This window comes from Mesorhizobium sp. INR15 (assembly GCF_015500075.1).
Lineage (GTDB): Bacteria > Pseudomonadota > Alphaproteobacteria > Rhizobiales > Rhizobiaceae > Mesorhizobium.
On record NZ_CP045496.1, the window covers coordinates 5,506,154 to 5,531,673 of the forward strand.

At 60.1% G+C, this 25,520-nt stretch carries 23 protein-coding genes; 14 read left to right on the forward strand and 9 right to left on the reverse strand.

Going from position 1 to position 25,520, the window contains the following annotated elements; all coding sequences use genetic code 11:
- Nucleotides 1-196: 196 nt before the first annotated feature.
- A complete protein-coding gene (locus tag GA829_RS26990) occupies nucleotides 197-1,879 on the reverse strand; it encodes a tetratricopeptide repeat-containing sulfotransferase family protein (protein WP_195175619.1) in 1,683 nt (560 codons plus the stop codon).
- A 144-nt stretch (nucleotides 1,880-2,023) separates the two neighbouring features.
- On the opposite strand from GA829_RS26990, the gene GA829_RS26995 reads away from it, so the two are divergent.
- Nucleotides 2,024-3,136 (forward strand): pyridoxal phosphate-dependent aminotransferase, encoded by a 1,113-nt coding sequence (locus GA829_RS26995; RefSeq protein WP_195175620.1) that lies wholly within the window; start codon nucleotides 2,024-2,026, stop codon nucleotides 3,134-3,136.
- 22 nt (nucleotides 3,137-3,158) lie between these two features.
- Here the strand turns inward: GA829_RS26995 and GA829_RS27000 are convergent, their stop codons facing one another.
- A complete protein-coding gene (locus tag GA829_RS27000) occupies nucleotides 3,159-4,151 on the reverse strand; it encodes a bifunctional helix-turn-helix transcriptional regulator/GNAT family N-acetyltransferase (protein WP_195175621.1) in 993 nt (330 codons plus the stop codon).
- Between the two features lie 153 nt (nucleotides 4,152-4,304).
- On the opposite strand from GA829_RS27000, the gene GA829_RS27005 reads away from it, so the two are divergent.
- Together GA829_RS27005 and GA829_RS27010 are read left to right on the forward strand one after the other, a co-directional pair.
- Nucleotides 4,305-4,952 (forward strand): TetR/AcrR family transcriptional regulator, encoded by a 648-nt coding sequence (locus GA829_RS27005; RefSeq protein WP_195175622.1) that lies wholly within the window; start codon nucleotides 4,305-4,307, stop codon nucleotides 4,950-4,952.
- Nucleotides 4,921-6,084: an isovaleryl-CoA dehydrogenase gene (locus GA829_RS27010; RefSeq protein ID WP_195175623.1), complete on the forward strand. Its 1,164-nt coding sequence runs from the start codon at nucleotides 4,921-4,923 to the stop codon at nucleotides 6,082-6,084. The genes GA829_RS27005 and GA829_RS27010 overlap by 32 nt, the downstream gene beginning before the upstream one ends.
- Nucleotides 6,085-6,101: 17 nt before the next feature.
- Here GA829_RS27010 and GA829_RS27015 read toward each other — a convergent pair whose 3' ends face one another.
- On the reverse strand, nucleotides 6,102-6,449 hold the full coding sequence (locus GA829_RS27015; RefSeq protein WP_258051982.1) for a hypothetical protein: 348 nt from the start codon (nucleotides 6,447-6,449) through the stop codon (nucleotides 6,102-6,104).
- Nucleotides 6,450-6,752: 303 nt separating this feature from the next.
- Here GA829_RS27015 and GA829_RS27020 point away from each other — a divergent pair, with 303 nt between their 5' ends.
- The 3 genes from GA829_RS27020 to GA829_RS27030 all read left to right on the forward strand — a co-directional run bounded on the left by GA829_RS27020 (nucleotide 6,753) and on the right by GA829_RS27030 (nucleotide 10,864).
- A complete protein-coding gene (locus tag GA829_RS27020; RefSeq protein WP_195175625.1) occupies nucleotides 6,753-8,360 on the forward strand; it encodes a carboxyl transferase domain-containing protein in 1,608 nt (535 codons plus the stop codon).
- A 100-nt stretch (nucleotides 8,361-8,460) separates the two neighbouring features.
- The gene (locus tag GA829_RS27025; RefSeq protein ID WP_195175626.1) at nucleotides 8,461-8,838 is read left to right on the forward strand and encodes a hypothetical protein; all 378 of its coding nucleotides are present in this window, start codon (nucleotides 8,461-8,463) and stop codon (nucleotides 8,836-8,838) included.
- A gap of 49 nt (nucleotides 8,839-8,887) precedes the next feature.
- Nucleotides 8,888-10,864, forward strand: coding sequence for an acetyl/propionyl/methylcrotonyl-CoA carboxylase subunit alpha (locus tag GA829_RS27030; RefSeq protein ID WP_195175627.1), 1,977 nt, complete (start codon nucleotides 8,888-8,890; stop codon nucleotides 10,862-10,864).
- Nucleotides 10,865-10,931: 67 nt separating this feature from the next.
- On the opposite strand, the gene GA829_RS27035 is transcribed toward GA829_RS27030, so the two are convergent.
- The 4 genes from GA829_RS27035 to GA829_RS27050 all read right to left on the reverse strand — a co-directional run bounded on the left by GA829_RS27035 (nucleotide 10,932) and on the right by GA829_RS27050 (nucleotide 16,123).
- Entirely contained in the window at nucleotides 10,932-12,095 is a 1,164-nt protein-coding gene (locus GA829_RS27035; protein ID WP_195175628.1) for a glycosyltransferase, read from the reverse strand.
- Between the two features lie 309 nt (nucleotides 12,096-12,404).
- Entirely contained in the window at nucleotides 12,405-13,757 is a 1,353-nt protein-coding gene (locus GA829_RS27040) for a glycosyltransferase family 39 protein (RefSeq protein ID WP_195175629.1), read from the reverse strand.
- Between the two features lie 589 nt (nucleotides 13,758-14,346).
- On the reverse strand, nucleotides 14,347-15,468 hold the full coding sequence (locus GA829_RS27045) for a branched-chain amino acid ABC transporter substrate-binding protein (protein WP_195175630.1): 1,122 nt from the start codon (nucleotides 15,466-15,468) through the stop codon (nucleotides 14,347-14,349).
- 388 nt (nucleotides 15,469-15,856) lie between these two features.
- Entirely contained in the window at nucleotides 15,857-16,123 is a 267-nt protein-coding gene (locus tag GA829_RS27050; RefSeq protein ID WP_195175631.1) for a sel1 repeat family protein, read from the reverse strand.
- Between the two features lie 449 nt (nucleotides 16,124-16,572).
- Between GA829_RS27050 and GA829_RS27055 the strand changes: the two genes are divergently transcribed.
- From GA829_RS27055 to GA829_RS27075, 5 genes are all read left to right on the forward strand, one after another.
- A complete protein-coding gene (locus GA829_RS27055; RefSeq protein ID WP_195175632.1) occupies nucleotides 16,573-16,917 on the forward strand; it encodes a DUF2147 domain-containing protein in 345 nt (114 codons plus the stop codon).
- Nucleotides 16,918-17,186: 269 nt separating this feature from the next.
- Nucleotides 17,187-17,345: a hypothetical protein gene (locus tag GA829_RS27060; RefSeq protein WP_195175633.1), complete on the forward strand. Its 159-nt coding sequence runs from the start codon at nucleotides 17,187-17,189 to the stop codon at nucleotides 17,343-17,345.
- A gap of 37 nt (nucleotides 17,346-17,382) precedes the next feature.
- Entirely contained in the window at nucleotides 17,383-17,577 is a 195-nt protein-coding gene (locus GA829_RS27065; RefSeq protein ID WP_195175634.1) for a hypothetical protein, read from the forward strand.
- Nucleotides 17,578-17,783: 206 nt separating this feature from the next.
- Entirely contained in the window at nucleotides 17,784-19,244 is a 1,461-nt protein-coding gene (locus tag GA829_RS27070) for an AMP nucleosidase (RefSeq protein WP_258051983.1), read from the forward strand.
- Between the two features lie 61 nt (nucleotides 19,245-19,305).
- Complete coding sequence (locus tag GA829_RS27075) at nucleotides 19,306-20,340, forward strand: endonuclease/exonuclease/phosphatase family protein (RefSeq protein WP_258051984.1); 1,035 nt, start codon at nucleotides 19,306-19,308, stop codon at nucleotides 20,338-20,340.
- A 135-nt stretch (nucleotides 20,341-20,475) separates the two neighbouring features.
- Here GA829_RS27075 and GA829_RS27080 read toward each other — a convergent pair whose 3' ends face one another.
- Entirely contained in the window at nucleotides 20,476-21,075 is a 600-nt protein-coding gene (locus tag GA829_RS27080) for a DUF922 domain-containing protein (protein WP_195175636.1), read from the reverse strand.
- A gap of 65 nt (nucleotides 21,076-21,140) precedes the next feature.
- A complete protein-coding gene (locus GA829_RS27085) occupies nucleotides 21,141-22,820 on the reverse strand; it encodes an electron transfer flavoprotein-ubiquinone oxidoreductase (RefSeq protein WP_195175637.1) in 1,680 nt (559 codons plus the stop codon).
- Nucleotides 22,821-23,039: 219 nt separating this feature from the next.
- Here GA829_RS27085 and GA829_RS27090 point away from each other — a divergent pair, with 219 nt between their 5' ends.
- From GA829_RS27090 to GA829_RS27100, 3 genes are all read left to right on the forward strand, one after another.
- Nucleotides 23,040-23,684 (forward strand): hypothetical protein, encoded by a 645-nt coding sequence (locus GA829_RS27090; RefSeq protein WP_195175638.1) that lies wholly within the window; start codon nucleotides 23,040-23,042, stop codon nucleotides 23,682-23,684.
- A 37-nt stretch (nucleotides 23,685-23,721) separates the two neighbouring features.
- The gene (locus GA829_RS27095; RefSeq protein WP_195175639.1) at nucleotides 23,722-24,594 is read left to right on the forward strand and encodes a uracil-DNA glycosylase; all 873 of its coding nucleotides are present in this window, start codon (nucleotides 23,722-23,724) and stop codon (nucleotides 24,592-24,594) included.
- Nucleotides 24,595-24,663: 69 nt separating this feature from the next.
- Entirely contained in the window at nucleotides 24,664-25,479 is an 816-nt protein-coding gene (locus GA829_RS27100) for a helix-turn-helix domain-containing protein (protein WP_195175640.1), read from the forward strand.
- The last annotated feature ends 41 nt before the right edge of the window (nucleotides 25,480-25,520 follow it).

Genomic DNA, 25,520 nt, shown 5'->3' on the forward strand with positions numbered 1-25,520 from the left:
AGCCTCGTCCCGAATGAGGTCCTGCATGCAAAGGCGTGAAAATGGCGCAGCAGGTCGCAGGTGGCAGCGGACAAGGCGAACGTGCCGAGGGCCACCTTTTGTCGTGAGCTCCACGCCGCCGTGCATGCCTACCCTCCAGCTACCAAGCACATCAACGGAGGCCGACTCTCTGCACCGCAACCCAAGCTGAATTCGTTCAAAGTTCCGCGAGGTCACCCAAAGCATCTATCAGCGGCTGAATTTTGCGGCCGTATTTCTTCCAGCGCTTTACCGAGGATGCGTATATCGGTTGCCGAACCTGCCAGCGGCTGAGCGTTCTGACCGACCCAGACTTGTCGAAGAATCGAAGGCAGGCATCGTCCCAAGGCAAGCCAAGATAATCTATCAGACGCCGAGACTGGCCTTCCTGGTCAGAAATAAGTGCTTCATAGCGATTCTCAAATATTCGGCCCGGGAATAGCTCCATCCAGTGACGCATCAATCGATCATATTGCCGATAATACAAACCAAGCAGCCTCAAATCATACCTGTAGCTATGGCTGTCGTTGAGATTCGACATAAAACACGATAGGCAATTGTCAATCGCATCGCGTGTGCAATGAATAATCCTAGCATTTGGAAAAAGAAAACCGATCAATCCGATATTCTCAAAATTGTGAGGCATCTTATCTATAATGTAAGGCGCCGTAGCCGAGTACTGCTTTAGATTCGCAACGTATTCATTAGCCATCGCCCGCGATTTCTCTTCCGTCATCGACCTGAGTTGCCGACCAAATGTTGGCGTTGCCTCCATCCCCAACCCCAGCGCAGTGGCCATGCGCTTCAATTTGTTGACTTCACCTGCCCCATCTACCGCCGGATGACTGGAGCATATCTGCTCGGTCAGAGTCGTTCCCGAACGCGGCATTCCCAACACGAAAACAGGCACATCGGAGGGATCTCCATGGCCCGCCTTGGCTGCAATCAGCTTTGGGTCAAACAGGTTGATCAGAGCGTCAACACGCCTGCGATAAGAATCAATATCAAAATCATAGGCTTTATCAGAGACCCTGATTCTGGCAGCCTGCTGGAAATGGTCCATCGCTTCGTCGTAGCGGGCTAGATCGTTCAAAATCTTGCCCGCCGCCAAATGAAGCATGCTGGCCGCTTCGCCTGAAACCGTCGGATCGCCAAGCTCGCTCAGGATATTGTTCAACTCGGGGGCTTCTGTGGAGAACTTTCGAGTGCTCACAAGGCTATTGTACGCTTCGGCCACATCGAGGCGCCGGGCGATGGTCTCGTTGAGAGACTCGGCTGCCTCTTCCATCCGCCCAAGACCCATGAGTGTCTTCGCCAGACCCGTACGGGCGCGCGCGGAATTGCTATCGATTTTCAGTGCTTTCTCGTAGGCAGGCAAAGCCATCTCAGCCTGATCAAACTTGGTATAGGCCTCTCCCAGTCGGCATATGGCCTCCAAAAGATCGGGCTTCAGTTCGCAGGCACGCTTCAAATGCTTGATCGCAAGCAAAAAATCGCCAACTTTCAGCCATGCCTCACCAAGGGTGAGCTGATAATGAGGGTTGTTAGGCTCTTGGGCAGCGGCGCGCGCAAGATATTTGATGGCCAGATCATCATCAAAATCGAGCCCGAGCGTGCCAAGTATGTACAGCGCCAAGGAATGGTTGGGCGCGCGCGCCAGAACACGATGACACAGACTTTCCGCTTCAGGGAATTGCCCTGCTTTCTGAAACTCAAGCGCCTGCCTCAGCAGCATGTCATCGGACGGTGCGTTCGGCGCTGTTTTTACGATCGGCGGCTTTGCCATCGGGATTGGTGAAGCTTTCGGCCCAGAAGCGACCTTCAGATGCTTGGACCAAGCGGGCGGCAGACGATTGTTCATCACATCTCGCTAGCAAAAAATGAGGACTGAATCCAGCATCCGAGGCGCTGTGCGGAAGTCTGGACCGACTGCAATCCAATCGGCAACTTGCACCGCCCGACCGCGCGCGTTAGCAAGAAGGCCCTTTTCAAGCGAGTTCTCGCCATGCGCCAGCGCCCTCTCCTCACGCCGCTTGTCGGCGCACTTCCATCGACAGTGCCGTTTGTCGGTCCCGAGGCGCAGGAGCGCGATCGCGGCCGCGCTTTTCGCGCCCGCATCGGCGCCAATGAGAGCAGTTTTGGCCCCTCGCCGCGCGTCATCGAGCGCATGGCAGACATCGCCCGCGACATGTGGATGTATTGCGATCCCGACAACCATGACCTGAAGGTGGCCGCTGCCGGTCACCTCAACGTTGCGGCTGAGAATGTGGTTGTCGGCGAAGGCATAGACGGGCTGCTCAGCCTCGTGGCGCGCATGTATGTGGCGCCTGGCGATGCCGTGGTGACGTCGCTTGGCGCCTATCCAACCTTCAATTTCCACGTCGCCGGGGTCGGCGGCCGGCTGATCACTGTCGCTTATGACAATGATCGCGAAAGCCTTGACGGCCTGCTTGCGGCAGTGCGCCGGGAGAAAGCGCCGCTGGTCTATCTCTCCAACCCCGACAATCCGATGGGCAGTTGGTGGGAAGCAGCGGAGCTTGGCCGCTTCATCGAAGCCCTGCCGGAAACCACGATGCTGGTGCTCGATGAGGCCTATGGCGAACTGGGACCGGCTTCGGCGCTGCCGCCAATCGATGTTTCGCGGCCAAACGTCATCCGCATGCGCACCTTTTCAAAGGCTTACGGCCTTGCCGGCATACGTTGCGGCTATGCGGTTGCTGAGTCCGAGGTGATCCGAGACTTCGAGAAGATCCGCAACCACTATGGTGTCAGCCGCATGGCGCAGATCGCCGGCGTCGAGGCGCTTGCCGATCAGGCCTGGCTCGAATCGGTGGTTGCGCGGGTCGCGGCCGGCCGCAATCGCATCTCGACGATCGCCGAGCAGAACGGGCTGAAGCCGTTGCCCTCGGCAACCAACTTTGTCACCATCGACTGCGGCAGCGACGGCGCCTTCGCCATGAAAGTCCTGCAAGGGCTACTGTCGCGCGACGTGTTTATCCGCAAACCGATGGCGCCAGTGCTGGATCGCTGCATCCGTGTCAGTGTCGGGCTCGACCACGAACTCGACATTTTCGCCGAGGAGCTTCCGGGCGTTCTTGCGGCCGCGCGGGGCAACTAGGTTCCCAAACGGCCTGGGGAGCTCAGAGCTGCAATTTCCAGGTCTGGCCGGTCAAATCCTGGCCGAAACTGTGATGGCGTTCTTCCGAAACCAGCTTGAAGCCGGCGCGCTCGTAGATTGCGCGGGCGGCAAGGAGAATATCGTTCGTCCACAGCACAAGCCGCTTGTAGCCGCAGGCGCGAGCCTGCGCGATGCACGTGTCGACCAGCTGTTTGCCGATGCCCAGGCCACGGGCCGACGCTTCAACATGCAGCATCCGCAGTTTCGCCGCCTCATCGTCCTGATGAACCAGAAAAACCGCGCCAACCGGCTGATCGCCACGTTCGGCAATCCAGCAGAAATCACGGCTGGGGACGAAGTTGCGGATGAAATCGGCGCCGATCTCGGCGAGCATGGCCTCGAACTCGATGTTCCAGCCATATTCATCGGCATAAAGCCGCGCCTGGCGCTGCACAACCCAGCCGACGTCGCCGACACGGTGCGGCCGTAGTCTCACCGTCGGGCTTTCGTGCGCCGGATCACCGAGCAGTTCGGCCGCCTTGCGCAAGGCATCTCCCAATTCGTGCAGCCGGCGATCGGGCAAGTTCTCCACAAGCCTCGCTATATCGTGATTGGCGGCAGCCTGCAGCCCGGCGAGTGCGGCCTCCCCTCTCACCGTCAACGACAGGATGCGCCGACGCCGATCAGACGGATCGGCTCGGGTCTCGGTCAGGCCCTCGCCGGCAAACTTCCGCAAAATCCGTGTCAGATAGGCTGCGTCGACGCGCAACTGCCCGGCAATGTCAGAGGCCGCGGGCCCGGTCTCCAGATGAAACGCCTCGGCCAAAAAGCCATGTTCTCCGGCGATCCCGGCGGCAGCCGGGCTGCTGCGATGGCCGAGTTCGAACAACACGCGCGCTTCCGTCAAGGTGAATGCGCTCTGTGTCAGCGTCTCGTCGAGAAGGCCGACCGTGCGCGTATAGAATCGGTTGAAACGGCGGATCTCGGCCACCAATGCTTTGCGTTCGTCCAACATTTTGGATCCAGCCCTTTCGCTATCCCGAAGCTTGCTGATATTTAGTGGACTGAGTCAACTAAATTCCAACCCTGTCGCTCCAACAAGCCCTACATCGGTCCTTGAATTAATTGAACGTTTGTTTTATTAAATTCCCAGCACCAAGGGATGAGCATGGCGCGCACGACCGGATCTTATGGCGAGAAGACTGAAGCGGCCGTCCGCGAAGCAGCGGTCAGCCTGCTCGCGCGGTACGGCTATGAGGCGATGTCGATGCGCCAGCTGGCCGCTGAGGTTGGCGTGCAGGCAGCTGCGCTCTACCGCTATTTCCCGACCAAGGAAGAGCTTCTGTTCACGCTGATGCGCGAACACATGGATGGCTTGATTGCGGCCTGGAATGCGGCGCGGCCCGACGATGCCGATCCCGCCACACGGCTTTCGGCCTATGTCGAGAACCATATCGCCTTCCACATCGAACGCCGCCACGCGACGCATGTCTCCAACATGGAGTTGCGTAGTCTTTCTCCGGAAAGACTGACGCAGATACTCAAGCAGCGCACGGCCTACGAAAAGGAACTGCGCTCCATCCTGCGTGACGGCGTCGAAGTCGGTGCTTTCAATGTCGAGGATACCGGCCTCACGGCCATGGCGCTGATCCAGATGATGACCGGCGTCATCGTCTGGTTCCGGCCCGGCGAACGATTGTCGATCGCTGAAGTGACGGCGACATATCTTTCAATGACAATGCGCCTGGTTGGCGCGAACGATGCAACGACCGGGGAGGAACGGCATGTACACGAACACGCTCAGCTTCGGGCATGACGAAGACATCGAGGCGCTTCGCGACCTAGTGCGCCGCTTCGCCCAGGAAAAAATAGCGCCGATCGCCGCGGATATCGATCGCAGCAACGAATTCCCAGCGCATCTATGGGGCGAACTCGGTGCTCTTGGGCTGCTTGGGATCACCGCCGACCCGGATTTTGGCGGCTCGGGCATGGGCTATCTCGCCCATGTCATCGCCGTCGAGGAAATCTCGCGCGCCTCGGCGTCGGTCGGTCTCTCCTATGGCGCTCATTCCAATCTCTGTGTCAACCAGATCAACCGCTGGGCGACACCGGTGCAGAAGCAGAAATTCCTGCCGGCACTGTGTTCGGGCGAGCGCGTCGGCGCGCTGGCGATGTCGGAATCCGGCTCCGGCTCCGACGTGGTGTCGCTCAAGCTGCGCGCCGAAAAGCGCAACGACCGTTATGTGCTCAACGGCACCAAGATGTGGATCACCAACGGCCCCGACGCAGAGACGCTGGTCGTCTATGCCAAGACCGATCCGGAGCGTAAATCACGCGGTATCACGGCCTTCATCATCGAGAAGGCGATGGCCGGTTTTTCCGTGGCGCAAAAACTCGATAAGCTCGGCATGCGTGGCTCCAACACCGGCGAACTGGTGTTCGACAATGTCGAAGTGCCGTTCGACAATGTGCTGCATGAGGAAGGGCGTGGTGTCGAAGTGCTGATGTCGGGCCTGGACTACGAGCGCACGGTGCTGGCCGGCGGGCCGATCGGGCTGATGGCCGCCTGCCTCGACGTGGCAATCCCCTACGTGCATGAACGCAAGCAATTCGGCCAGCCGATCGGCGAGTTCCAGCTGGTGCAAGGCAAGCTTGCCGACATGTACACGACCATGAATGCGGCTCGCGCCTATGTCTACGCCGTCGCCGCCGCCTGCGACCGTGGCCAGACGACGCGCAAGGACGCCGCCGGCTGTGTGCTGTTCGCCGCCGAAAAAGCGACGCTGATGGCGCTGGATGCCATTCAGCTGCTCGGCGGCAATGGTTACATCAACGACTATCCGACCGGCCGGCTGCTGCGCGACGCCAAGCTCTACGAGATCGGCGCCGGCACCAGCGAGATCCGCCGCTGGCTGATCGGACGCGAGATCATGGCGGAGGGAGTGTGATGTCTCCCTCCGCCACCTTAGCCGAACGCCTTCGGCAGTTCGTCGGTTGGCTTGGCGACGATCTGGTGGGCGTCCTGCCAGAGAACCTCCCGGTGACGTTGCATCGTGATCGAACGCACGGGCAAACCGCCCTCCTCGATCAGCCAGGAGCAATAGCGCGCACGGGCGATCGCCTCCTTGGCGTCGGGGTCAAACCAGCAAATGCCCCAGATCGAATTCCGGCGCTTGAAATGCCGGCCAATCCGGCCAGGAATGGGCAGATGCTCGTTGAACCAGTCGAACTGATCCTCCAACTCGCTTTGAATCCAGTCGGAGCAGCCGTTCCGGTACAAATACCAGGATGCCTGGAAAAAGCCGCTCTCCACCCGGCTCTTCGGATGGACCAGCGGCGTTACAAACCGCAGATACATGGTGACACCCACGACGCGCGCGGGCGTCGTGTTCCTCTTGCTCAAATTCGGGATGTGAAAAGCCGCCCTTCGGCGGCGTTAGCCCAGTGCCGAGGGGAGACATCTTGTGAAACGCATATCAATGCCTTCCATCTTCGCCTCCTAAAGGTGTCGGTTACGGACGAACACCGCATGCCAAGCATGGCACACGACGTTCGGGCGCGGGCTGATACACTGCTTGCGCCACGGCATCAAGGGTTTTGAGGGAGTATCAAGACAATGGCGACACTGCAGACCCAGATCTCTCCCTCCTCAGACACTTTCAAAGCCAATGCCGAGCGTATGCGGGCGCTGGTTGCCGACATCGCGGACAAAGCCACGACCGTCGAGCGCGGCGGCTCGGAAGAAGCGCGCGAGCGGCACGTCTCGCGCGGCAAACTGCTGCCACGCGAGCGCCTCGCCCAGTTGCTGGATGTCGGCTCGCCGTTCCTCGAGATCGGCCAGTTCGCGGCATGGTCGATGTATGGTGACGAGATTTCGTCGGCGGGCCTGATCGCCGGTGTCGGCCGTGTCGAAGGCACGGAGGTGATGGTCGTCGTCAACGACGCAACGGTAAAGGGCGGCACGTACTATCCGCTGACCGTGAAGAAACATCTGCGCGCGCAGGAGATCGCGCTGCAGAACAATCTGCCTTGCGTCTACCTGGTCGACAGCGGCGGCGCCAACTTGCCCAACCAGGACGAGGTTTTTCCCGACCGCGAACACTTTGGCCGCATCTTCTACAACCAGGCCAACATGTCGGCCGCCGGCATTCCGCAGATCGCCTGCGTGATGGGTTCCTGCACGGCGGGCGGCGCCTATGTGCCGGCGATGTCGGACGAGACGATCATGGTGCGCAACCAGGCGACCATTTTTCTCGGCGGTCCGCCACTGGTGAAGGCTGCCACCGGCGAGGATGTGACAGCCGAGGAATTGGGCGGAGCGGATGTGCATACACGGCTTTCCGGCGTTGCCGACCACTACGCGCAGGACGACGAACATGCCTTGGCCATTTGCCGACGAATCGTCAAAAACCTGAATCGCAACAAGACTGTAAGCCTGAACTTACAGAAATCGATTCCGCCACTTCATCCAACGGACGAGCTCCATGGCGTCGTGCCGACGGACCTGCGCCAGCCCTATGATGTGCGCGAGGTGATTGCACGGATCGTCGACGGTTCCGAATTCGATGAGTTCAAGCAGAACTACGGCACCACGCTGGTCACCGGCTTTGCTCACCTCCACGGCATGCCGGTGGGCATCATCGCCAACAACGGCGTGCTGTTTTCGGAAAGCGCGCTGAAGGGCGCGCATTTCATCGAGCTGTGCTGCCAGCGCAAGATACCGCTGGTCTTCCTGCAAAACATCACCGGCTTCATGGTTGGCCGCAAATACGAGGCCGGCGGCATCGCCAAGGATGGCGCCAAGTTGGTGATGGCGGTGGCCACTGCCCGGGTGCCGAAGGTAACGATGATCATCGGCGGCTCGTTCGGCGCCGGCAATTACGGCATGTGCGGGCGTGCCTATTCACCGCGCTTCCTGTGGATGTGGCCGAATGCCCGCATTTCGGTGATGGGCGGTGAGCAGGCGGCAACGGTTCTGGCCATGGTCAAGCGCGACGGCATCGAGCGCAAGGGCGGTGAATGGAGCGCGGAAGAGGAAGCCAAGTTCAAGAAGCCGATCTTGATGAAATACGAACATGAAGGGCACCCGCTCTACTCGTCCGCCCGGCTCTGGGATGACGGCATCATCGACCCGGCCAGGACACGCGATGTGCTGGCACTCAGCCTTTCGGCGGCACTTAACGCCGAGATCGAGGAAACACGCTTCGGCGTGTTCCGGATGTGAGATGGTAATTCTGGTTCAAGACTTATGAAAATGCTTGCACATTGCTTTGCCCTTACATCAAGTCTATCCCTCGCCGGCAATTTCCAGCAGGGGGACGAAGATGAATCAGCGGAATACTCGCAAAGCAACTGCACTGACACTTGCAGGATTGCTAATATGCACTACGCCAGGCATTGCCGCAGCAGGATCGCTGGCTGGAAACGTTGGCGACAAGCGGTCCTCTCCTTATCTGTCGCTGGACCCGAAGGAGCCCTGCACCAAAGCCTACAACGCCTATGTAGCGGCCAACGGCCACTCGGCTTACGCCACGACATTCTATTCGCGCGTCGTCGATCTCTACATCATTTGTGGCACCCGGCTGAACGCGCCGTCGCAGAAGGCAGCGGAAGATCTGGCGATGCGGTCGTGTCAGGCCGGGTTGAAGAAATACAAGGTCAAGATCGCAAGCGGTGGCTGCGGGATCGCGGCCTCAAAATAGGTGGTCGACTGACAGATGGGCGCCACCCGCTGCTAACCCGGGAGGCTCCATGTTCGCCAAGATCCTGATCGCCAATCGGGGCGAGATCGCCTGCCGCGTTGTCCGCACGGCGCGGAAGCTCGGCGTGCGCACGGTCGCAGTCTATTCGGATGCCGACGCGAAGGCCCTGCATGTCGAGATGGCCGACGAGGCGGTGCATATCGGCGCCTCGCCTGTTGGAGAAAGCTATCTTCGCGGCGACAAGATCATCGCGGCGGCTCTGGCGACAGGCGCCGAGGCAATTCATCCGGGCTACGGCTTCCTGTCGGAGAATCCCGATTTCGTGGACCAAGTGGTCGCGGCTGGGCTGGTCTTCATCGGCCCGTCGGCGGCATCCATCCGCGCCATGGGCCTTAAGGACGCGGCCAAGCGGCTGATGGAAAAGGCCGGCGTGCCCGTTGTGCCCGGCTATCATGGCGAGGCGCAGGAGATCGTGCTGCTAGCCTCCAAGGCGCGCGAGATCGGCTATCCCGTGTTAATCAAGGCGCGCGCCGGCGGCGGCGGCAAGGGCATGCGGAAGGTCGAGCATCCCGATGACTTTTCCGAGGCGCTGTCGGGCGCGCGGCGCGAAGCCAAGGCCGCCTTCGGCGATGACCGCGTGCTGGTGGAAAAATATGTCGACAAGCCGCGTCATATCGAAGTGCAGGTGTTCGGCGACAATTTCGGCAACGCCGTGCATCTCTACGAACGCGACTGCTCGGCGCAGCGGCGGCATCAAAAAGTCATCGAGGAAGCGCCCGCTCCCGGCATGACACCGGCTCTGCGCAAGGCGATGACGGACGCCGCGGTGAAGGCTGCCAAAGCGATCGACTATTCCGGCGCCGGCACCATCGAGTTCATCGTCGATGCCTCGCAAGGGCTGAAAGCCGACCGTTTCTGGTTCATGGAAATGAACACGCGCCTGCAGGTCGAGCATCCCGTCACCGAAATGATCACCGGCATCGATCTTGTCGAATGGCAGCTCAAGGTCGCCTCCGGCGGCAAGCTGCCGAAGACGCAAAGCGAGATCACGCTTGCCGGCCACGCCTTCGAGGCACGCATCTATGCCGAGGACGCGGCCAAGGGCTTCCTGCCGGCAACCGGCACGCTGCATCATCTGAAATTTCCGGATGCCGCGCCTGAAGGCGCTGCCATGCGCATTGAAACCGGCGTGCGGGCCGGCGACGCGATCTCGCCCTTCTATGATCCGATGATCGCCAAACTGGTGGTGCACGGCAAGGACAGGCAGGCAGCGCTGGAAGCACTGGGGACGGCACTTTCACAAACCGAGATTGCCGGTTCCACCGTCAACACCGCCTTTCTCGCCGCCCTGGCGGGCGATCCGGATTTCTCAGCCGGCGATGTCGACACCGGGTTGATCGCAAGACACCAGCAGGCGCTGACCGAAGTCGCTCCACCTGGCGACGCGACTATCGCCGCTGCCGCCCTTGCCGCATCCGGCGCTGGTTTGCCGGCGCCATCCAATGACCCCTGGTCGATGCTTGCCGGCTACGCGCATTTCCATGGCGTGGCACGGCGCACGAGGCTGCGTTATGGCGATGAGGATATTCTGGCGCGGGTCTCGGTGCGGCGTGACGGACGTTTCGAGGTGGCGCTGGACAAGCCACATGACAGCGTGAACCCGCACGATCTTCGGAGTGCCCCTCGCCTCGCCCGCTGGCCCGGCCATGTCACAGTGTTCGAAGGCGCGGTCGGCTATAATTTCACGGTTTCGGACCCGCTGGCGCGGGCCGATGAAACGGCAGCCGGCTCCGGCAGCCTGCGAGCCCCGATGCCTGGGCTGGTCAAGCTGGTGCGCGCGGCAAAAGGCGACACCGTAATCAAGGGGCAGCCGCTGCTGATCCTCGAGGCCATGAAGATGGAGCACACCATAGCCGCGCCGCATGACGGCGTGATCGCCGATATCGCGAGCGAAGGCGCGCAGGTTACGGACGGGACGGTTCTGGTGCGATTCGCCGAGAACGCATCAAGCGCCGTTGCGGGCTGACAGCGGAAGCCCATTCTGCCCATTTGTTTTCAAGCAACTTCCGCACGGGGGTAACAGCCAATGCTGATCAGGGGGCATTCGTGGCACTATTCGGGCGTTTTCTTATTCTCCAGGTAAAGACTGACGTCGCCGCATAGTTCCAAACGGCGCCAAGCAGAATACCGGCCAGACCTGCCGACCACCACCTATAGTGACTGTTCGCGAACAGGTAGTTTGCAATGCCCACGTTCGCGAAAGCACCCACGGAGCATACGATCATAAAACTGAACAACCCAAAAATCACCTCCTTGACGCCCCGGAGACGCCTGTCGCGATAGGTCAGCGTGTTGTTCACAAAGAAATTGAATACCATCGCAGTGAATGTCGCAACGCCTTGAGCGGCGAAAAAATTGGCAAGACCTGTGGCAAGAAGCACTGACAACACAACCATGTGAACGAAGACGCCAAGGCCGCCTATCAGGGAAAAAGATATGAAGCGCGCTGGAACGATGTGGCCGACCAGTTTGTCGACCAGCAACATCAGGTATTCCCATGTAACCAATGCATCCAACTTGCTCTCGCCGGACTGCCTCGTCCGAAACTGGTAAGCGACCTCTTTGATTCTCAACGGAGATTTCGAGGAAGCGCAGATATCCAATAGGATTTTGTAGCCTTGGCCTGATAAATCCCTGACCGAACTATCGAAAGCCGCTCTCGTAATAGCGAAGAAGCCGCTCATCGGGTCACTAAGATCGCTTTTGGTCACCATCTTAGCTAGCCAGGTTGCAAAGGCACTAATTTGCGCTCGGCGTTTGCCCCAGGAACCCAGCCCGCCACCTTCGATATACCTTGAACCAATCACAAGGTCAGCGGTCTTGGCTTCAAGGAAGGAAAGCATTTCCGGTATAATTTTCTCGTCATGTTGGAGATCGGCATCTATCACAACCATGAATGGAGCTGTCGTGCTGAGCATACCTTCGGTGACGGCAGTAGACAGTCCACGCCGTCCGATGCGATGAATGAGTCGAATTCTGGGGATAGTAGCAGCCAATTTTGCAACTTCAGTCCTCGTTCCATCGGATGAGTCGTCGTCGACAAATACAATCTCGTGATCTCTGTCCCTGAGAGCGATCCCGATAGCCGACGTGATCTTGGAAATATTCCCAAATTCATTGAATGTCGGAATAATTACTGAGACCGACGGAGTAAGATTCGCCTTCGCATTCTGACTGTCTCTGACATCGGTGTTCAAAATCACCCCCGGCAATGTGAGTCTGGTGTCGCAGCGATGGACATACCCCGACCCAATTGGTTGCGTTGATAAGAGTCATGTTGTCATCGACTCTTGTTTCGACCCTGTTTGTGGGATCTGCTTCCCACGACCGGTATTTGATGAACAGCACAATCTTCAAGTGATGGTGACAATAGGCATCAATTTGGCGTCGACGATTTCCGGAAACGCGCGACGTGGAGCCGCACAGGAATAGTTCTGACACGCCAAGACAAATTCAGCACCGCGCCCACCGATGGGATGCGTAGGCTGCGATACCGAAAAATAAACTCACCAATGCAAAAGGGGGTCCGCCTCCACTACCGTCAATTTTCCGGCGTCGATGAGTTTGGTAACGGCATCGGGAGAAAGATGGCCGGTGAGAACCTGTTGGTGAACATAGAAGGGATCGACGATGAAAGGTTTTCCCGAACGATAATTGGCGAGCGTAGAGGAACACGTCGCATCGCCGGGGGTGGTCTTAAGGCGGGCAACCGTCGTGGACATGGCGGCTTCGCGCGCGGTTATTTCAGCGTGGAAGCCGGGAGCCAACAGTAATTTCACCGGCTCCAAGCGCGCGGATGCCACCAGGCGGAGACAAATGGCGAGCAGAAGGATAAATTGCAGCGTCTGCGGTGACCAGCGCCGGGCGAGCGGCAAAACCGGCGCGTGCGCAAAAGCAAGGCCGGTGGCAATGCATACACCAAAGACCAGTTCGAATTGCGCATTGTAGGCCACGCCATCGCCGGTTTTTTGGACAAAGAACATCACGAGGCCAAGCGTGTTCAAGAGATTGCAGAACCGGAGATTGGGATCGGCCCTACGCGTAATGCCAACGTAGACCCAGGCGGCCAATCCAACGGCAATCCATTGTAGATGTCCCACGGCGCCGAGGGCGTGTTTTAATACATAGGCGCGCGGCGACATCAAGTTGTTGAAAAAATCGGAGCCGAAGGCGAGGTAACAAAGGGCAAATCCCAAGGCGATAGCAAACGCCGCCAAGAGCCCCGATTTCACCATCTGCCGTGGCCGGTTGATGCCCAGCCAGATCATCGCCGTCAGCGGCATCACAACGATGTTGTGTTTGATGAACCCCGCGCCCACCATTAGCAGGATGGGTAGGACATAGCCGCGATCCTGCGATTTGGCCTGCAGGAAAGCAACAAAGCCAACTGTCATGACAGCTTGCGCCAGCAAGTGAGGGTCATCCATCCCCACATACCCGGTAAAAAAGCGGCACATGGTGGCGCCAAAAAACAATGCGCCGATGGTTGCGGAGGTCGCGTCGCCACCCAGTAGGCGAACCGCGCGATGAACGCCCCAGGCAATCACCAGAACGGCTGCGAGCGACAACAACCGCCCAGCTAGAACAGGGTCACCGATCAATCGTCCCAGACCGCCGACGATATAAAAGGAAAGCGGCGGATAATTATTGGCGATCAGTTGACGGGCAGAGGGATAAAGCGGCATCCGCCCCATCGCCGCGTCGGCAAAATAGGCATTCCATCCTTCGTTGATGTCGATCTCGATGTTTAAAAACGCCCTATAGACCGGCCACAAGGCCGCCATGGCGGTTAGCAGGGCGAGGCAGCCGATCATGATGGACACGCGGCGGAGCAAGTAATTCCCGCCAGCCAGGTTCATATTTGAATTCATTCGGTACCAGGGTCTGAATCGGATTTTGCGGATGGAGTGGGTCAACTTGCCTTCGCGCTTTGGCGGACAGGCCCGCCTGCGTTAAAACTACAGGGCACAAGGGGAAGCGAATCTCCCGATCATTCTGTAACTTCAAAAATCGTTCCCCTGCAATGCAATTACTTGGTAACGCCTCTATTTCTTTCCAAGGCGAACTGCCTGGCGAGAAATAGATCGCGGGAACGAAGCCTCATCATCGAATATCGTCGAAGATCATCATGGTTAGCCGCCCAGCCACCGCGGCGGTGACTAAGCCGGTTAAGCGCCCGTCGGCGGGTTAGCCGGTGTGGAGGTGGCCGACGCGGGATTGACTGAAAGCTCAGCGCCACCATGGCGGAGATTGGGTTCACCGTCGCATCTAAAATTGGCGAATTCCAACTTCAATCAAAAATCGCATGGCCGCATATATTCCGGTTATGATAACCGGCAAAATCCGCGGCAAATAGCCCTAGAAAAATCAATGTTTTCAAAAGAAAAATGGCCGGGACGAACCCGGCCATTTTTTTGCGCTATGAAGCCGCCTTGGCGGCGTCAACGATTACTGCGCGATCGGCGCGTATTTGCCGTCATGCCACTGGTTGATGTCGTAGCTGGCGTTCTTGAGATCGCCCTTCTCGTCGAAAGTGACGTCGCCAACCACAGTGCTGATCGGCGTGCCGTTCTTCAATGCTTCAGCGACCTTCGCAGGGTCGTCGCTGCCGGCGCGCTTGATGCCTTCTGCGAAAGCCTGGATCGTGGCGTAGGAGAACAGCGTGAAGCCTTCCGGCACGAAGCCGCCGGCCTTGATCTTCTCCACGGCCGCCTTGGCCTCAGGCTTTGCCTGCGGATCCGACGGGAAGACGAACATGGTGCCTTCGCCAGCCGGGCCGGCAACCTGCCAGAATTCCGGCGAAGCGATCGAATCCGGCATGATCAGCTGGAACTTGACATTCTGTTCCGCCGACTGGCGCAGGATCAGGCCGGCCTCGGGGTGATAGCCGCCGAAATAGACGACATCGGCCTTCAGTTCCTTGAGCTTTGTGACGAGAGCCGAATAGTCCTTCTCGCCGGCGTTGATGCCTTCATAGTCGACTTCCTTGAGACCACCGGCGTTCATCGTTGCCCTTACGGCATCGGCCACGCCCTGGCCGTAGGCGCTCTTGTCGTGCAGAACGACGACGTTCTTGCCGGCGTATTTCTTGGCGATCCACGGACCGATGAAAGCGCCCTGCGCATCATCACGCGTATAAAGGCGCATGATCGTCGGCCAGCCGGACTTGGCCGCGGCGTCGGTCAGCACCGGGTTCGACGAAGCCGGGCTCATCATCAAGGCGCCAGCTTCAGCATAGACGGCGGAAGCCGGGATGCTCGAACCCGAGCAGGCGTGGCCATCGATGAACTTGACGCCGTTGGCAACGATACGGTTGGCAACGGAGACCGCCTGCTTCGGATCGCACTGGTCGTCTTCGACATCGAGCTTGATCTGGCGGCCGTTGACACCGCCCGCCGCGTTGATCGCGTCGGCGGCGGCCTGCGCACCTTGCTTGAACTGATCACCGATCGTGGCGAGCTGTCCGGTCATCGGGCCGACCACCGAAAAGGTGATGTCGTCGGCAAATGCGACAGGCGTGCTCATCATCAGGCCGAATATGGCCGCGTTCAAAATACTCAATTTTTTCATGACAGTAGAACTCCTCCACTCACGCGCGGCCGCCCCGGCCGCGCTTCTTCCAGAGAGGCGGGACAATTTCATCCTTCGTGGAGCCTGTCTAGGCGCATCGACGCCGCTCGATTGGGCCTGCGATGCGTTATCCATGCGAAAAGGCAAAAGCCGCGCCGGCCTTGTCCCGGCCGGTCGCGGCTTTTTGCCCGTCGGGTTGTTCCCGGCGCCCCCGCGCCCAAAACCCCGTTCTGCCTTCCCTTGCTTCCGGCGCGGCTTGGCCTTGGAGGGCTCGCCGCGTTCTTTTTCTTCTTCTCTTCGACCGTCTTGTCGCGGCCTGTTGTGTGCCAGCTCCTGCCGTCTTGCGCGGTCTTGAGCCGATAGCTTCCCTGTGTTCGGCAGAACAACTTTAGTGGATGGTCATCCATTCGCGGGCTTCACGAAGCGCCCTGGCGATCTCGACCTTCGACATGGCCGCCGACAGCTCGGAGCGCAGTTCCGCGGCGCGGGCCGAACCCTTGATCGCGGCAATGTTGAACCATTTGTGGGCGGCGACGACATCGGTCTCGCAATCGCGGCCGGTCGCATACATCATGCCCAGTTCAAAAAGAATGTCGGCCTGGGCAGTTGCCCCCATGACGCCGAAACCTGCTTCCTGCATTTCAAAACGTGCCATTTTAGTCCCCTGTTTTCCGGCCCTGTCAGGCTCCCGAGAGCTGCCTTGGTTCGTCCCTGCTGGCTGCTCTTCCGATGCTTTCGAGAATGCCGTGGAGGCTTGAATCTGTCGTTAAATGGCGTGCTTAATTTGAGGAAAACAAAGCTAAAACAAGAGGTAAACGTGCAAATTCGTTAAGGATACAAACTCAGCAATCGCGCTGGTTTGCATCAAATTCGACGAAAATTTTCGCGCCTGAAATCAAGACTCCGCTAACCACGGGAGACAAAGGCAATGCGGCGATCGTTTCATTTCGTTGCCCGCAAGGCGTGTTTTGAGCCCTTTAAAAACCGGAAGTCTTCCGCTGCGGCACCGCTTTTGTTTTGCGGGGAGCTGGACTAGCTTACGTTTGCGTAAGCGGCAGACCGGCGAGGCGGAGCATCCGGCCGGTATCCAAAGGGAGGAAGTACATGTTTCGAAAAATCAGCCTGGCCCTCGCGGCTACAATGATCATGGCCGGCGCGGCATGGGCCGACCCGATCGAGGGCAACTGGAAGACACAGGCCGGTTCAACCGCCGCCATCACCGGCGGCGGCAGCTCGTTTTCCATCACGCTCAAGTCAGGCAAATATTCCGGCAAGAACATTGGCTCGTTCAAGGCGGCCGGCGAAAACAAATATACCGGCACCATAACCGATCCGGACACCGACAAGACCTATTCGGGCAAGGCCTCGGTGTCCGGCACCTCGCTCAAGATGAGCGGCTGCGTGCTCGGCGGACTGATTTGCAAAAGCCAGACCTGGCACAAACTCTGATCATCCCCATCTCCCAGCCATGAAACGGGGCCCTAATAGGCCCCGTTTTCGTTTCATGGATGAGCTCGCGATCACCGGGTCACGTCGATGCCCATCAAGGGCACCCGGCTTGGCAGGCGACCTCTACGATTCCCCACCAGCCTCCCGAAGCTCAGGCCAGCGTGATCAAAAACGCCGTCAATCAATTTGAACCGCAGATGAACGACGCCATCAGAGCCGGTTCAGTCGCATCAGGGCATTCTCATACGTGTTGAAGGAGACACGACCCAATGCTTGCTCGCCGCTTCACCATCGTCTGCCTGCTGATGAGCCTGTTTGGAATGTTCTTCGCCATCCTCGTCGCCGAAGCGGGCCGTCCGGCCCGTGCCTGGGACGAAGCCAGTTCCAGGACGTGTCACCTCGCCTGCCTTGCCCATCTTCGCAACTGAACAAAGAAACAAGGCCTCGAAAGAAAAGCAAACCGTCATGAACCGCATCGCCGCCAACGCTCTCAAGACCCTTCGGCTTCTGCCGCGGGCGGCACTTATCCTGATGGTTCTTGCCGCTCCTGTTCTGGCAGTACCGATGATGCGTGCCGATGCCGGTTCGACGATCGAAGCGCCGGCGCTGAAGAAGACAGGCGTCGGGTTCGTGCTGCTGGTCAGCCTGCAGCGCGGCTGATTCCTGCTTTGTGAATGTCGTTGTCCAAAAATCGCTGCGCGCCTTCGGTTCAGGCGCGCGTGCATGCTTTTAGGAGACATGCACCTGAAAAGAAAAACGACGCTTTGGCCGCCTTCGATCACGACACCCCTCCCAACAGCAGTTCCAAGTCTCTATATTGAGCCATGGAAAAGCGAATCTACCCACAAGCTATTGAATCAGTCGTCATGCCCGAGCCTTTTGGCCGGCAAAGCTTCACCGACGCCGAAAAGGCCGTTGCGGCGCTGCAAGTTCTCTACGACCGCAACACGAAATTCCTGCGCGACTCGTTCGCGACGCTGGCCGCGGGCGGCGACAACAGCAGGCGCTACCGGGCCTTCTACCCGGAGATCGGCGTTACCACCAACTCGTTCACCCAGATCGACTCGCGGCAGGCCTATGGCCACATGCCGACGCCGGGGCATTTTTCCACCACCATCACCCAGCCAGGCTTGTTCCAAAGCTATCTTCTGGAGCAGTTGCGCCTGATCATGCGCAATCATGGCGTCGCGGTCACCGTTTCGGAATCGACCACGCCCATACCGTTGCATTTCGCCTTCCTAGAGGGCACGCATGTCGACGGCGCGGCTGCAGAGCGCATCAAGCGGCCGATCCGCGACCTTTTCGATGTGCCGGATCTCGACGGCACCGACGACCAGATCGCCAACGGCACGTTCGAGGTGGCCTTCGGCGAGCCAAGACCCCTGGCGCCGTTCACGGCGCAGCGCATCGACTATTCCCTGCACCGCCTGTCGCATTATACGGCCACCACGCCGCAGCATTTCCAGAACTTCGTGCTGTTCACCAACTACCAATTCTATATCGACGAGTTCGTTGCCCGCGCACGGACCCAGATGGCGGAAGGCGGCCACGGCTATGCCGAGTTCGTCGAACCCGGCAACGTCATCACCAAGGCGGGGCAAAGCGCGCCCAGCGAAGGGGTCGCACCACCACGGCTGCCGCAAATGCCGGCCTATCACCTGAAGAAGCCAAACCATGGCGGCATCACCATGGTCAACATCGGCGTTGGCCCTTCCAACGCCAAGACGATCACCGACCACGTCGCCGTGCTGCGGCCGCATGCCTGGGTCATGCTCGGCCACTGTGCCGGGCTGCGCAATACCCAGGCGCTGGGCGACTATGTGCTGGCGCATGCCTATGTCAGGGAAGATCACGTCCTCGACGACGATCTTCCCGTCTGGGTGCCGATCCCGCCGCTGGCCGAGATCCAGGTGGCCCTGCAGGAGGCGGTCGCCGAAGTCACCGGCCTGTCCGGCTACGACCTCAAGCGGATCATGCGCACCGGAACCGTCGCCACCATCGACAATCGTAACTGGGAACTGCGCGATCAACGCGGCCCGGTGCAGCGGCTTTCGCAGTCACGGGCGATCGCGCTCGACATGGAATCGGCGACGATCGCCGCCAATGGGTTCCGATTCCGCGTTCCCTACGGCACGCTGCTGTGCGTTTCCGACAAGCCACTGCATGGCGAATTGAAGCTGCCCGGCATGGCGACCGAGTTTTACAAGCGGCAGGTGGCGCAGCATCTGACCATCGGCATCAGGGCGATGGAAAAGCTGTCCGAAATGCCGATGGAGCGGCTGCATTCACGCAAGCTCAGAAGTTTTTCGGAAACGGCATTCCAGTAAGCGGCCAGCGAGGCACTTCGTCATCTTGATTGAGCCGCATTTCTGCCGATAAGCGGGCGATATGGAGAAGGTGAACTTCGCGACATTGCTGACGTCGATTGCATTCCTTGCCATGCTCGCGCTCTCGGGTGCGCTCGTGGCCGGGTTCTTCGGGACGTTGCATCCGGCCTTAGATTCCTTCTCGCATTTCCGCGTCCACTTCGCCGTGCTGATGGCGCTTTGCGCGCTGCCGTTGCTGGCCACGACATTCTGGCCGCAAGCGGCGGCGGCCCTGGTATTCGCCATGGCTGCCTTTGCCACCACCGCGAACACGCTGCCGCGTTTCTGGGCGGTCCAGGCCTATGAGGCCAGCAACAATGACGGCCCGGTCTACCGCCTGCTGCAGATGAACCTGCGATACAACAACCCGACGCCTGAGAAAGTCCTGTCGCTGATTGGCCGGATCCAGCCCGATGTCATCACCCTCGATGAGGTGTCCGACATGTGGGAGGCAAAATTCGCACCGCTGACCAGTGCCTACCCCTATCGGGTCTTTTGCCCCTTCCCGAACGGCACGTTCGGCGTTGGGCTTATGTCGAGCCGGCCCTTTGTCGCCGGCACGGAACCGCGCTGTTTCGGCCGCGGAGCCATGGCGATCGCCAGCGTCAACCTCGGCGGAACTCCCATCGACGTCGCCGCCATTCATCTCAGTTGGCCATGGCCACGCGAGCAGTATTGGCAGATTGGCGAATTGGCGGAGCCCCTTGCCTCGCTTGGCGACACGGCGATCATGGCGGGCGACTGCAATGCGGTGCCGTGGAGTGCCGCAGTCCGGCGCGTTGCCGCGATCAGCGGGCTGCGGCTGATGCCATCCGTCGGACCAACCTGGCTCTACATAAAGCTGCCGGATTTCCTGCGTTTCGCCGGCTTGCCGATCGATCAGGTTTTCAGTAGGGGCGCGATCAACATCCGCTCGGCGAGAAGGCTGGAGGATACCGGCTCGGACCATCTGCCTGTTTTGGTTGAGTTCTCGCTCCGGCCCGAGGTGGAAAAACCCGTGGACGAGCATGAGACGGCGACCGTGTCGGCAGAGCAGCCCGGCAAGGCGCGAAGCTGACGCCCCAGAGCGGTTCAGCGTTTGATAGAATCGCTGACCCGCTCTAACTCTTTGTTTTTACGCAATTCCCAAGGGAAAGCGCTACGCGCTTTTCCCGGGAAAACCGTTACACACTTTTCCTGAAATTGCTCTAGCCTAAGACCTCTCCAAGGCACCGACCAGGCGGTCGACATGACCGCCATCCCTGTGCTCGCGCGCGTCGAAGGCATTCTGCCTGGCTTCATATTCATCATAGATGGCATCGGTACGCCGTCGCGCCTCACGCCGTGTCTTGATGCATTGCGCGTCAGCCTGGAGTGCCAGGCCTGTCAGCGACCTCTCGGCGGCCTTCATCATCTGTTTCGCAATCGAGCCATGGGTCTGCTCATGCGCTTGAACACCAGCGAAAAACCGCTTCCAGCGCCTGCCGAGCACCGGCGGGAGCACTGAAGTCAGGCGTGGATAGGTGTAAGTCAGGTTGAGCGTCCCCTTGGCCCGCTTGATGCGGCAGCTACCTTCGGCCTGGACAAGGTCGAGGTCCCAATCCTTGGTATAGCTGGTCAGCGCAATGGCACGGGTCAGGAAACCATGATGCGGCCCATGGCGGTTCATCGACGCCACCAAGGCTTCGCCCGATGTGCCTGAGATGGCGTATGTCCGTGTCTTGATAACGACCGTGACGTCAGCGCATGCCACGGTCGCGACGCCAAGCAGTACGCCGACGGCCGCCAAGAACATCAAGATGGTTGCGCGCATGCCTGCCTCTTCGCCAGGAAGCCAAGCAGATCATAAGCGCCGTGCCGCTTCAACGTCCGGAGCGTTCACATGTTCTGATAGACCGGGCCCTCGCCGCCTTGCGGCGGCACCCAGTTGATATTCTGGTTCGGGTCCTTGATGTCGCATGTCTTGCAGTGCACGCAGTTCTGCGCGTTGATGACGAAGCGCACGTCCTTTGCCGAGGGATCGGCGGCGGCGTTGCCATCCTTGTCGACCCACTCATAGACGCCCGCCGGGCAGTAGCGTGTCGAAGGTCCGGCGAAGACATCGTGCTCGGAGCGCTGCTGCAGGCCCATGTCACCAACGAGCAGGTGGACCGGTTCGTTTTCCTCGTGGTTGGTGTTCGACAGGAACACCGAGGACAGGCGGTCGAACGTCAGCACGCCATCCGGCTTCGGGTAATTGATCTTGGTGTGCTTCGCCGCGGGCTCCAGCGTCGCGTAGTCAGCCTTGCCGTGCTTCAACGTGCCGAAGGGCGAAACACCGAACAGCGTGTTCAGCCACATGTCGAGGCCGCCAAGCCCAATGCCGACGATGGTGCCGAAGCGCGACCACAATGGCTTGACATTGCGCACCTTCTTCAAGTCCTTGCCGATGTCGGTTGCCCGCCAGGCTGCCTCGTAGGAAGCCAGTTCGTCATTCGCCCGGCCGGCGCCGATCGCCTCGGCGACATGCTCGGCGGCCAGCATTCCAGACAGCACGGCGTTATGAGAACCCTTGATGCGCGGTACGTTGACGAGACCGGCCGAGCAGCCCATGAGCGCGCCACCGGGGAAAGACAGTTTCGGCACCGATTGCCAGCCGCCCTCGGTGATGGCGCGCGCGCCATAACCCAGCCGCTTGGCACCCTCGAACGTGCCTGATATGGCCGGATGGGTCTTGAAGCGCTGGAATTCCTCGAAAGGCGACAGATAAGGGTTCTTGTAGTTGAGGTGCAGGACGAAGCCGACCGCGACCTGATTGTCCTCGAGATGATAGAGGAAGGAGCCGCCACCGGTTTTCATGTCGAGCGGCCAGCCGAACGAATGCTGAACCAGGCCCAGCCGGTGGTTCTCCGGCTTGACCTGCCAGAGTTCCTTGAGCCCGATGCCGAACTTGGCCGGCTCGCGACCGTCGGAAAGCTTGTACCTGGCCATCAATTGCTTGGCGAGCGAACCCCGCGCGCCCTCGCCGATCAGCACATATTTGCCCATCAGCGCCATGCCGGGCGCGAAGCCGGGCCCATGCGAGCCATCCTTTTCGACGCCCATGTCCCCGGTGACGACGCCGGTGACAGCACCCTCATCATTGAAGAGCAGGCCAGCGGCTGCGAAGCCCGGATAGATTTCGACACCAAGCGCCTCGGCCTTGGTCGCCAGCCAGCGGCAGACATTGCCCAGCGAGACGATGTAGTTGCCATGATTGTTCATCAGCGGCGGCATCAGAAAATTGGGCAGACGGACCGAGCCTGCCGGCCCCAGTACCAGGAAATGATCCGCGGTGACCGGGGTCTTGAAGGGGTGGCCTTCCTCATCGCGCCAGCCAGGCAAGAGCCGGTCGATGCCGATCGGGTCGACAACGGCGCCGGACAGGATATGGGCGCCAACCTCACCGCCCTTTTCGAGCACGACGACCGAGAGCTCGGGATTGACCTGCTTGAGGCGGATGGCGGCGGCAAGGCCGGCCGGGCCGGCGCCAACGATAACCACGTCGAATTCCATGCTTTCGCGTTCGATATCGCTCATCAACCCCTCCGCACTGGCTTGTCGCTATCGCGCATCTTGCTGGCTCCTGCGCTGCATAGCGCATCAAGTCGCGACAGGAAACCGGCGCGAACGTGACAATGCTGTTTTGGCCAAAAAGTCGCGCACCGCGCACCATTAAGAGCAGGTTTCGGGCGAAGGCGCGCGGCTGTTACGTTTTTGGATTGTTCGACGGCTTGCTTATCGGCCATACTTCGCGCCATGCGCATTCCTGGGCCTGCCGGCTTTTCATCGACGCGCTTTTTTTCGACGCTCGGCCGAGTCCGCCGGGCGCCTCTCATGGCTCTTTTACTGCTGACGCCATTTCAGGCTCACGCCGACGAGGTGAAAGTCTGGGCGACCGGAGCCTACTCCTTCTCCGACGAACTCGGCGGTTTCCGGATCACCGGGGCTTCCGGCATAGGCACGAAAGAGGATCCTTTCGTTATCTCCGAAGAGCTGAATTCGGCGACGCCGGTGACCTTGACCATGCGCACCACGAAACCGATCCAACCCTTCGGGCCCGCCGGAGAGTTCGCCAATGGCGTCATGTACATGCACCTCAATGTGCTCAACAACAGCGGTCAAGCCTGGATCGAATTCCAGTTCGAGCTTCAGGAGATTCTCAATCAGCCGAGCGTGTTCGGTGACGGATTTTCGTTCGACCAGCGCAACAAGACGCCGGACAATATCCGGTCGAGCAATTTCGCCGACTTTGATCGTGAATTCGAACCCTATGACCGGCTGCTGTTCCGCAATGGCAAGGTGGATCCGCTCAAGACGGCCAGTTTCGAATTCCTGATGACCGATTATACGCCGCGATGGACCTTCTATCTGGTGCAGGACCCCCGCATACCGACGGGCTGAACTTGCAAATTGCCGCCACGCGGATGAATGTGCCGGCATGAATGCGGCCGCCCCAACCAACCGACCTGACCTCGCCGACCTGCTGGCCTTCTATGCCAGCGTCGGCGTTGATGACGCGCTCGAAGACGAGCCGGTAAACCGCTTTGCCGAGGCGGCGCAAAGGCCAGTTGAACGCGCAACCGCCACACCTCCCGCGCGCGAAAGCACCCAGCAGCCCCCGTCAACACCGCCGCGGCCAGATATGAGCCGGTTGCCGGACGCACCGCCGGCACGCGCGCCTGCCGCCACGGCGGTGCCCGACGAAGCGCAGGCAGCGCTTGCGCGCCAATTGGCGGCGACCGCGTCGACGCTGGATGAACTTCGCCAGCACATGGCGGCCTTCGATGGCTGCAATCTGAAATCCACGGCCAAGAATCTGGTCTTCGCCGACGGCAACCCGAACGCCGCCGTCATGCTGGTCGGCGAGGCGCCAGGCCGCGACGAGGATATCGAGGGCCTGCCCTTCGTTGGCCGCTCCGGACGGTTGCTCGACCGCATGCTGGCGGCGATCGGGCTAGACCGGACTTCGGTCTATATCGCCAATGTGATTCCGTGGCGCCCGCCGGGCAACCGCACGCCGACACCACACGAAACCGAGATCTGCCGGCCGTTCATCGAACGGCAGATCGAACTGGTCAATCCAAAGGTGCTGATCAATCTCGGCGGCCCTTCGGCCAAGACCTTGCTCAATACCACCGAAGGCATCTTGCGGCTGCGCGGCAACTGGCGTGCGCACACCACCGCTTCCGGCATTGCCATCCCGGCGATGCCGACCCTGCATCCCGCCTATCTCCTGAGAACACCCGCGCACAAGAAGCTGGCTTGGCGGGATTTTCTCGAAGTGAAGACGAAACTGCGGTCGCTGAACTGAAGGTCACGAAGTCTGGGGATTACCTTCGAGGTAATGGAAATACGGCGCGGTCCGGCATAGTTTGCCGCCATGACAACAGCCCAGACTTCCGCCGGCAGCCTCATTCGCGAATGGCGCACGCGCCGGCGAATGAGCCAGCTCGATCTCGCCATGGAAGCCGATATCTCGCAGCGGCATCTCTCCTTCGTCGAAAGCGGCCGCTCGGCCCCGTCGCGCGACATGGTGCTGCATCTGGCCGAACAGCTGGAAATACCGCTTCGGCAACGCAACCAGCTGCTCCTGGCAGCCGGCTTTGCGCCCAGTTTCGGCGAGCGGCAGCTCACCGACGCGTCCCTGGCGCCGGCGATGGCGGCGGTCGAGATCGTGCTCAAGGGCCACGAGCCGTTCCCGGCTCTGGCCGTCGACCGGCACTGGAACCTGGTTGCGGCCAATGCGGCCATAGGCCCTTTCCTCGCCAATGTCGTTGAAGCCTCGTTGCTGACGCCGCCGGTCAACGTGCTTCGTCTCAGCCTGCATCCGGGCGGCGTGGCGCCGCGCATCGTCAATCTGGCCGAATGGCGCGCACACCTGCTCGACCGGCTGAAACGCCAGAATGACGCGACTGGCGACCCTGTACTCGTCGAGCTGGAACGCGAATTGAGGACCTATCCATCAGGCCTGAAAGGCAACCGGCCCGTGCCGGTCGAGCCGAACGCGATCGTGCATCCGCTGCGGCTGGCGCATGGCGACGCGGTGCTTTCCTTCATCAGCACCATTACCGTTTTTGGAACACCGCTCGACGTGACACTTTCGGAACTGGCGATCGAATCGTTCTTCCCAGCCGACGAGCAGACCGGCGCCGCGCTGACGCGGCTAGCAAGAGACCGGGCGGCGAAGGCGCCGTAGGCGCGGACCGGCCCTTCGCTATCGCTTCGGGCGTTCGTCGC

Excerpts from the sequence above, each read along its gene's own strand:
- GA829_RS27065 (WP_195175634.1), top strand. The coding sequence starts at position 17,383 with ATGAACCGCATCGCCGCCAACGCTCTCAAGACCCTTCGGCTTCTGCCG.
- GA829_RS27005 (WP_195175622.1), top strand. The coding sequence starts at position 4,305 with ATGGCGCGCACGACCGGATCTTATGGCGAGAAGACTGAAGCGGCCGTC.
- GA829_RS27025 (WP_195175626.1), top strand. The coding sequence starts at position 8,461 with ATGAATCAGCGGAATACTCGCAAAGCAACTGCACTGACACTTGCAGGA.
- GA829_RS26990 (WP_195175619.1), bottom strand. The coding sequence starts at position 1,879 with ATGAACAATCGTCTGCCGCCCGCTTGGTCCAAGCATCTGAAGGTCGCT.
- GA829_RS27060 (WP_195175633.1), top strand. The coding sequence starts at position 17,187 with ATGCTTGCTCGCCGCTTCACCATCGTCTGCCTGCTGATGAGCCTGTTT.
- GA829_RS27010 (WP_195175623.1), top strand. The coding sequence starts at position 4,921 with ATGTACACGAACACGCTCAGCTTCGGGCATGACGAAGACATCGAGGCG.
- GA829_RS27075 (WP_258051984.1), top strand. The coding sequence starts at position 19,306 with ATGGAGAAGGTGAACTTCGCGACATTGCTGACGTCGATTGCATTCCTT.
- GA829_RS27080 (WP_195175636.1), bottom strand. The coding sequence starts at position 21,075 with ATGCGCGCAACCATCTTGATGTTCTTGGCGGCCGTCGGCGTACTGCTT.
- GA829_RS27030 (WP_195175627.1), top strand. The coding sequence starts at position 8,888 with ATGTTCGCCAAGATCCTGATCGCCAATCGGGGCGAGATCGCCTGCCGC.
- GA829_RS27070 (WP_258051983.1), top strand. The coding sequence starts at position 17,784 with ATGCCCGAGCCTTTTGGCCGGCAAAGCTTCACCGACGCCGAAAAGGCC.
- GA829_RS27040 (WP_195175629.1), bottom strand. The coding sequence starts at position 13,757 with ATGAACCTGGCTGGCGGGAATTACTTGCTCCGCCGCGTGTCCATCATG.
- GA829_RS27055 (WP_195175632.1), top strand. The coding sequence starts at position 16,573 with ATGTTTCGAAAAATCAGCCTGGCCCTCGCGGCTACAATGATCATGGCC.
- GA829_RS27045 (WP_195175630.1), bottom strand. The coding sequence starts at position 15,468 with ATGAAAAAATTGAGTATTTTGAACGCGGCCATATTCGGCCTGATGATG.
- GA829_RS27085 (WP_195175637.1), bottom strand. The coding sequence starts at position 22,820 with ATGAGCGATATCGAACGCGAAAGCATGGAATTCGACGTGGTTATCGTT.
- GA829_RS27020 (WP_195175625.1), top strand. The coding sequence starts at position 6,753 with ATGGCGACACTGCAGACCCAGATCTCTCCCTCCTCAGACACTTTCAAA.
- GA829_RS27090 (WP_195175638.1), top strand. The coding sequence starts at position 23,040 with ATGCGCATTCCTGGGCCTGCCGGCTTTTCATCGACGCGCTTTTTTTCG.
- GA829_RS27000 (WP_195175621.1), bottom strand. The coding sequence starts at position 4,151 with ATGTTGGACGAACGCAAAGCATTGGTGGCCGAGATCCGCCGTTTCAAC.
- GA829_RS27050 (WP_195175631.1), bottom strand. The coding sequence starts at position 16,123 with ATGGCACGTTTTGAAATGCAGGAAGCAGGTTTCGGCGTCATGGGGGCA.
- GA829_RS26995 (WP_195175620.1), top strand. The coding sequence starts at position 2,024 with ATGCGCCAGCGCCCTCTCCTCACGCCGCTTGTCGGCGCACTTCCATCG.
- GA829_RS27095 (WP_195175639.1), top strand. The coding sequence starts at position 23,722 with ATGAATGCGGCCGCCCCAACCAACCGACCTGACCTCGCCGACCTGCTG.
- GA829_RS27100 (WP_195175640.1), top strand. The coding sequence starts at position 24,664 with ATGACAACAGCCCAGACTTCCGCCGGCAGCCTCATTCGCGAATGGCGC.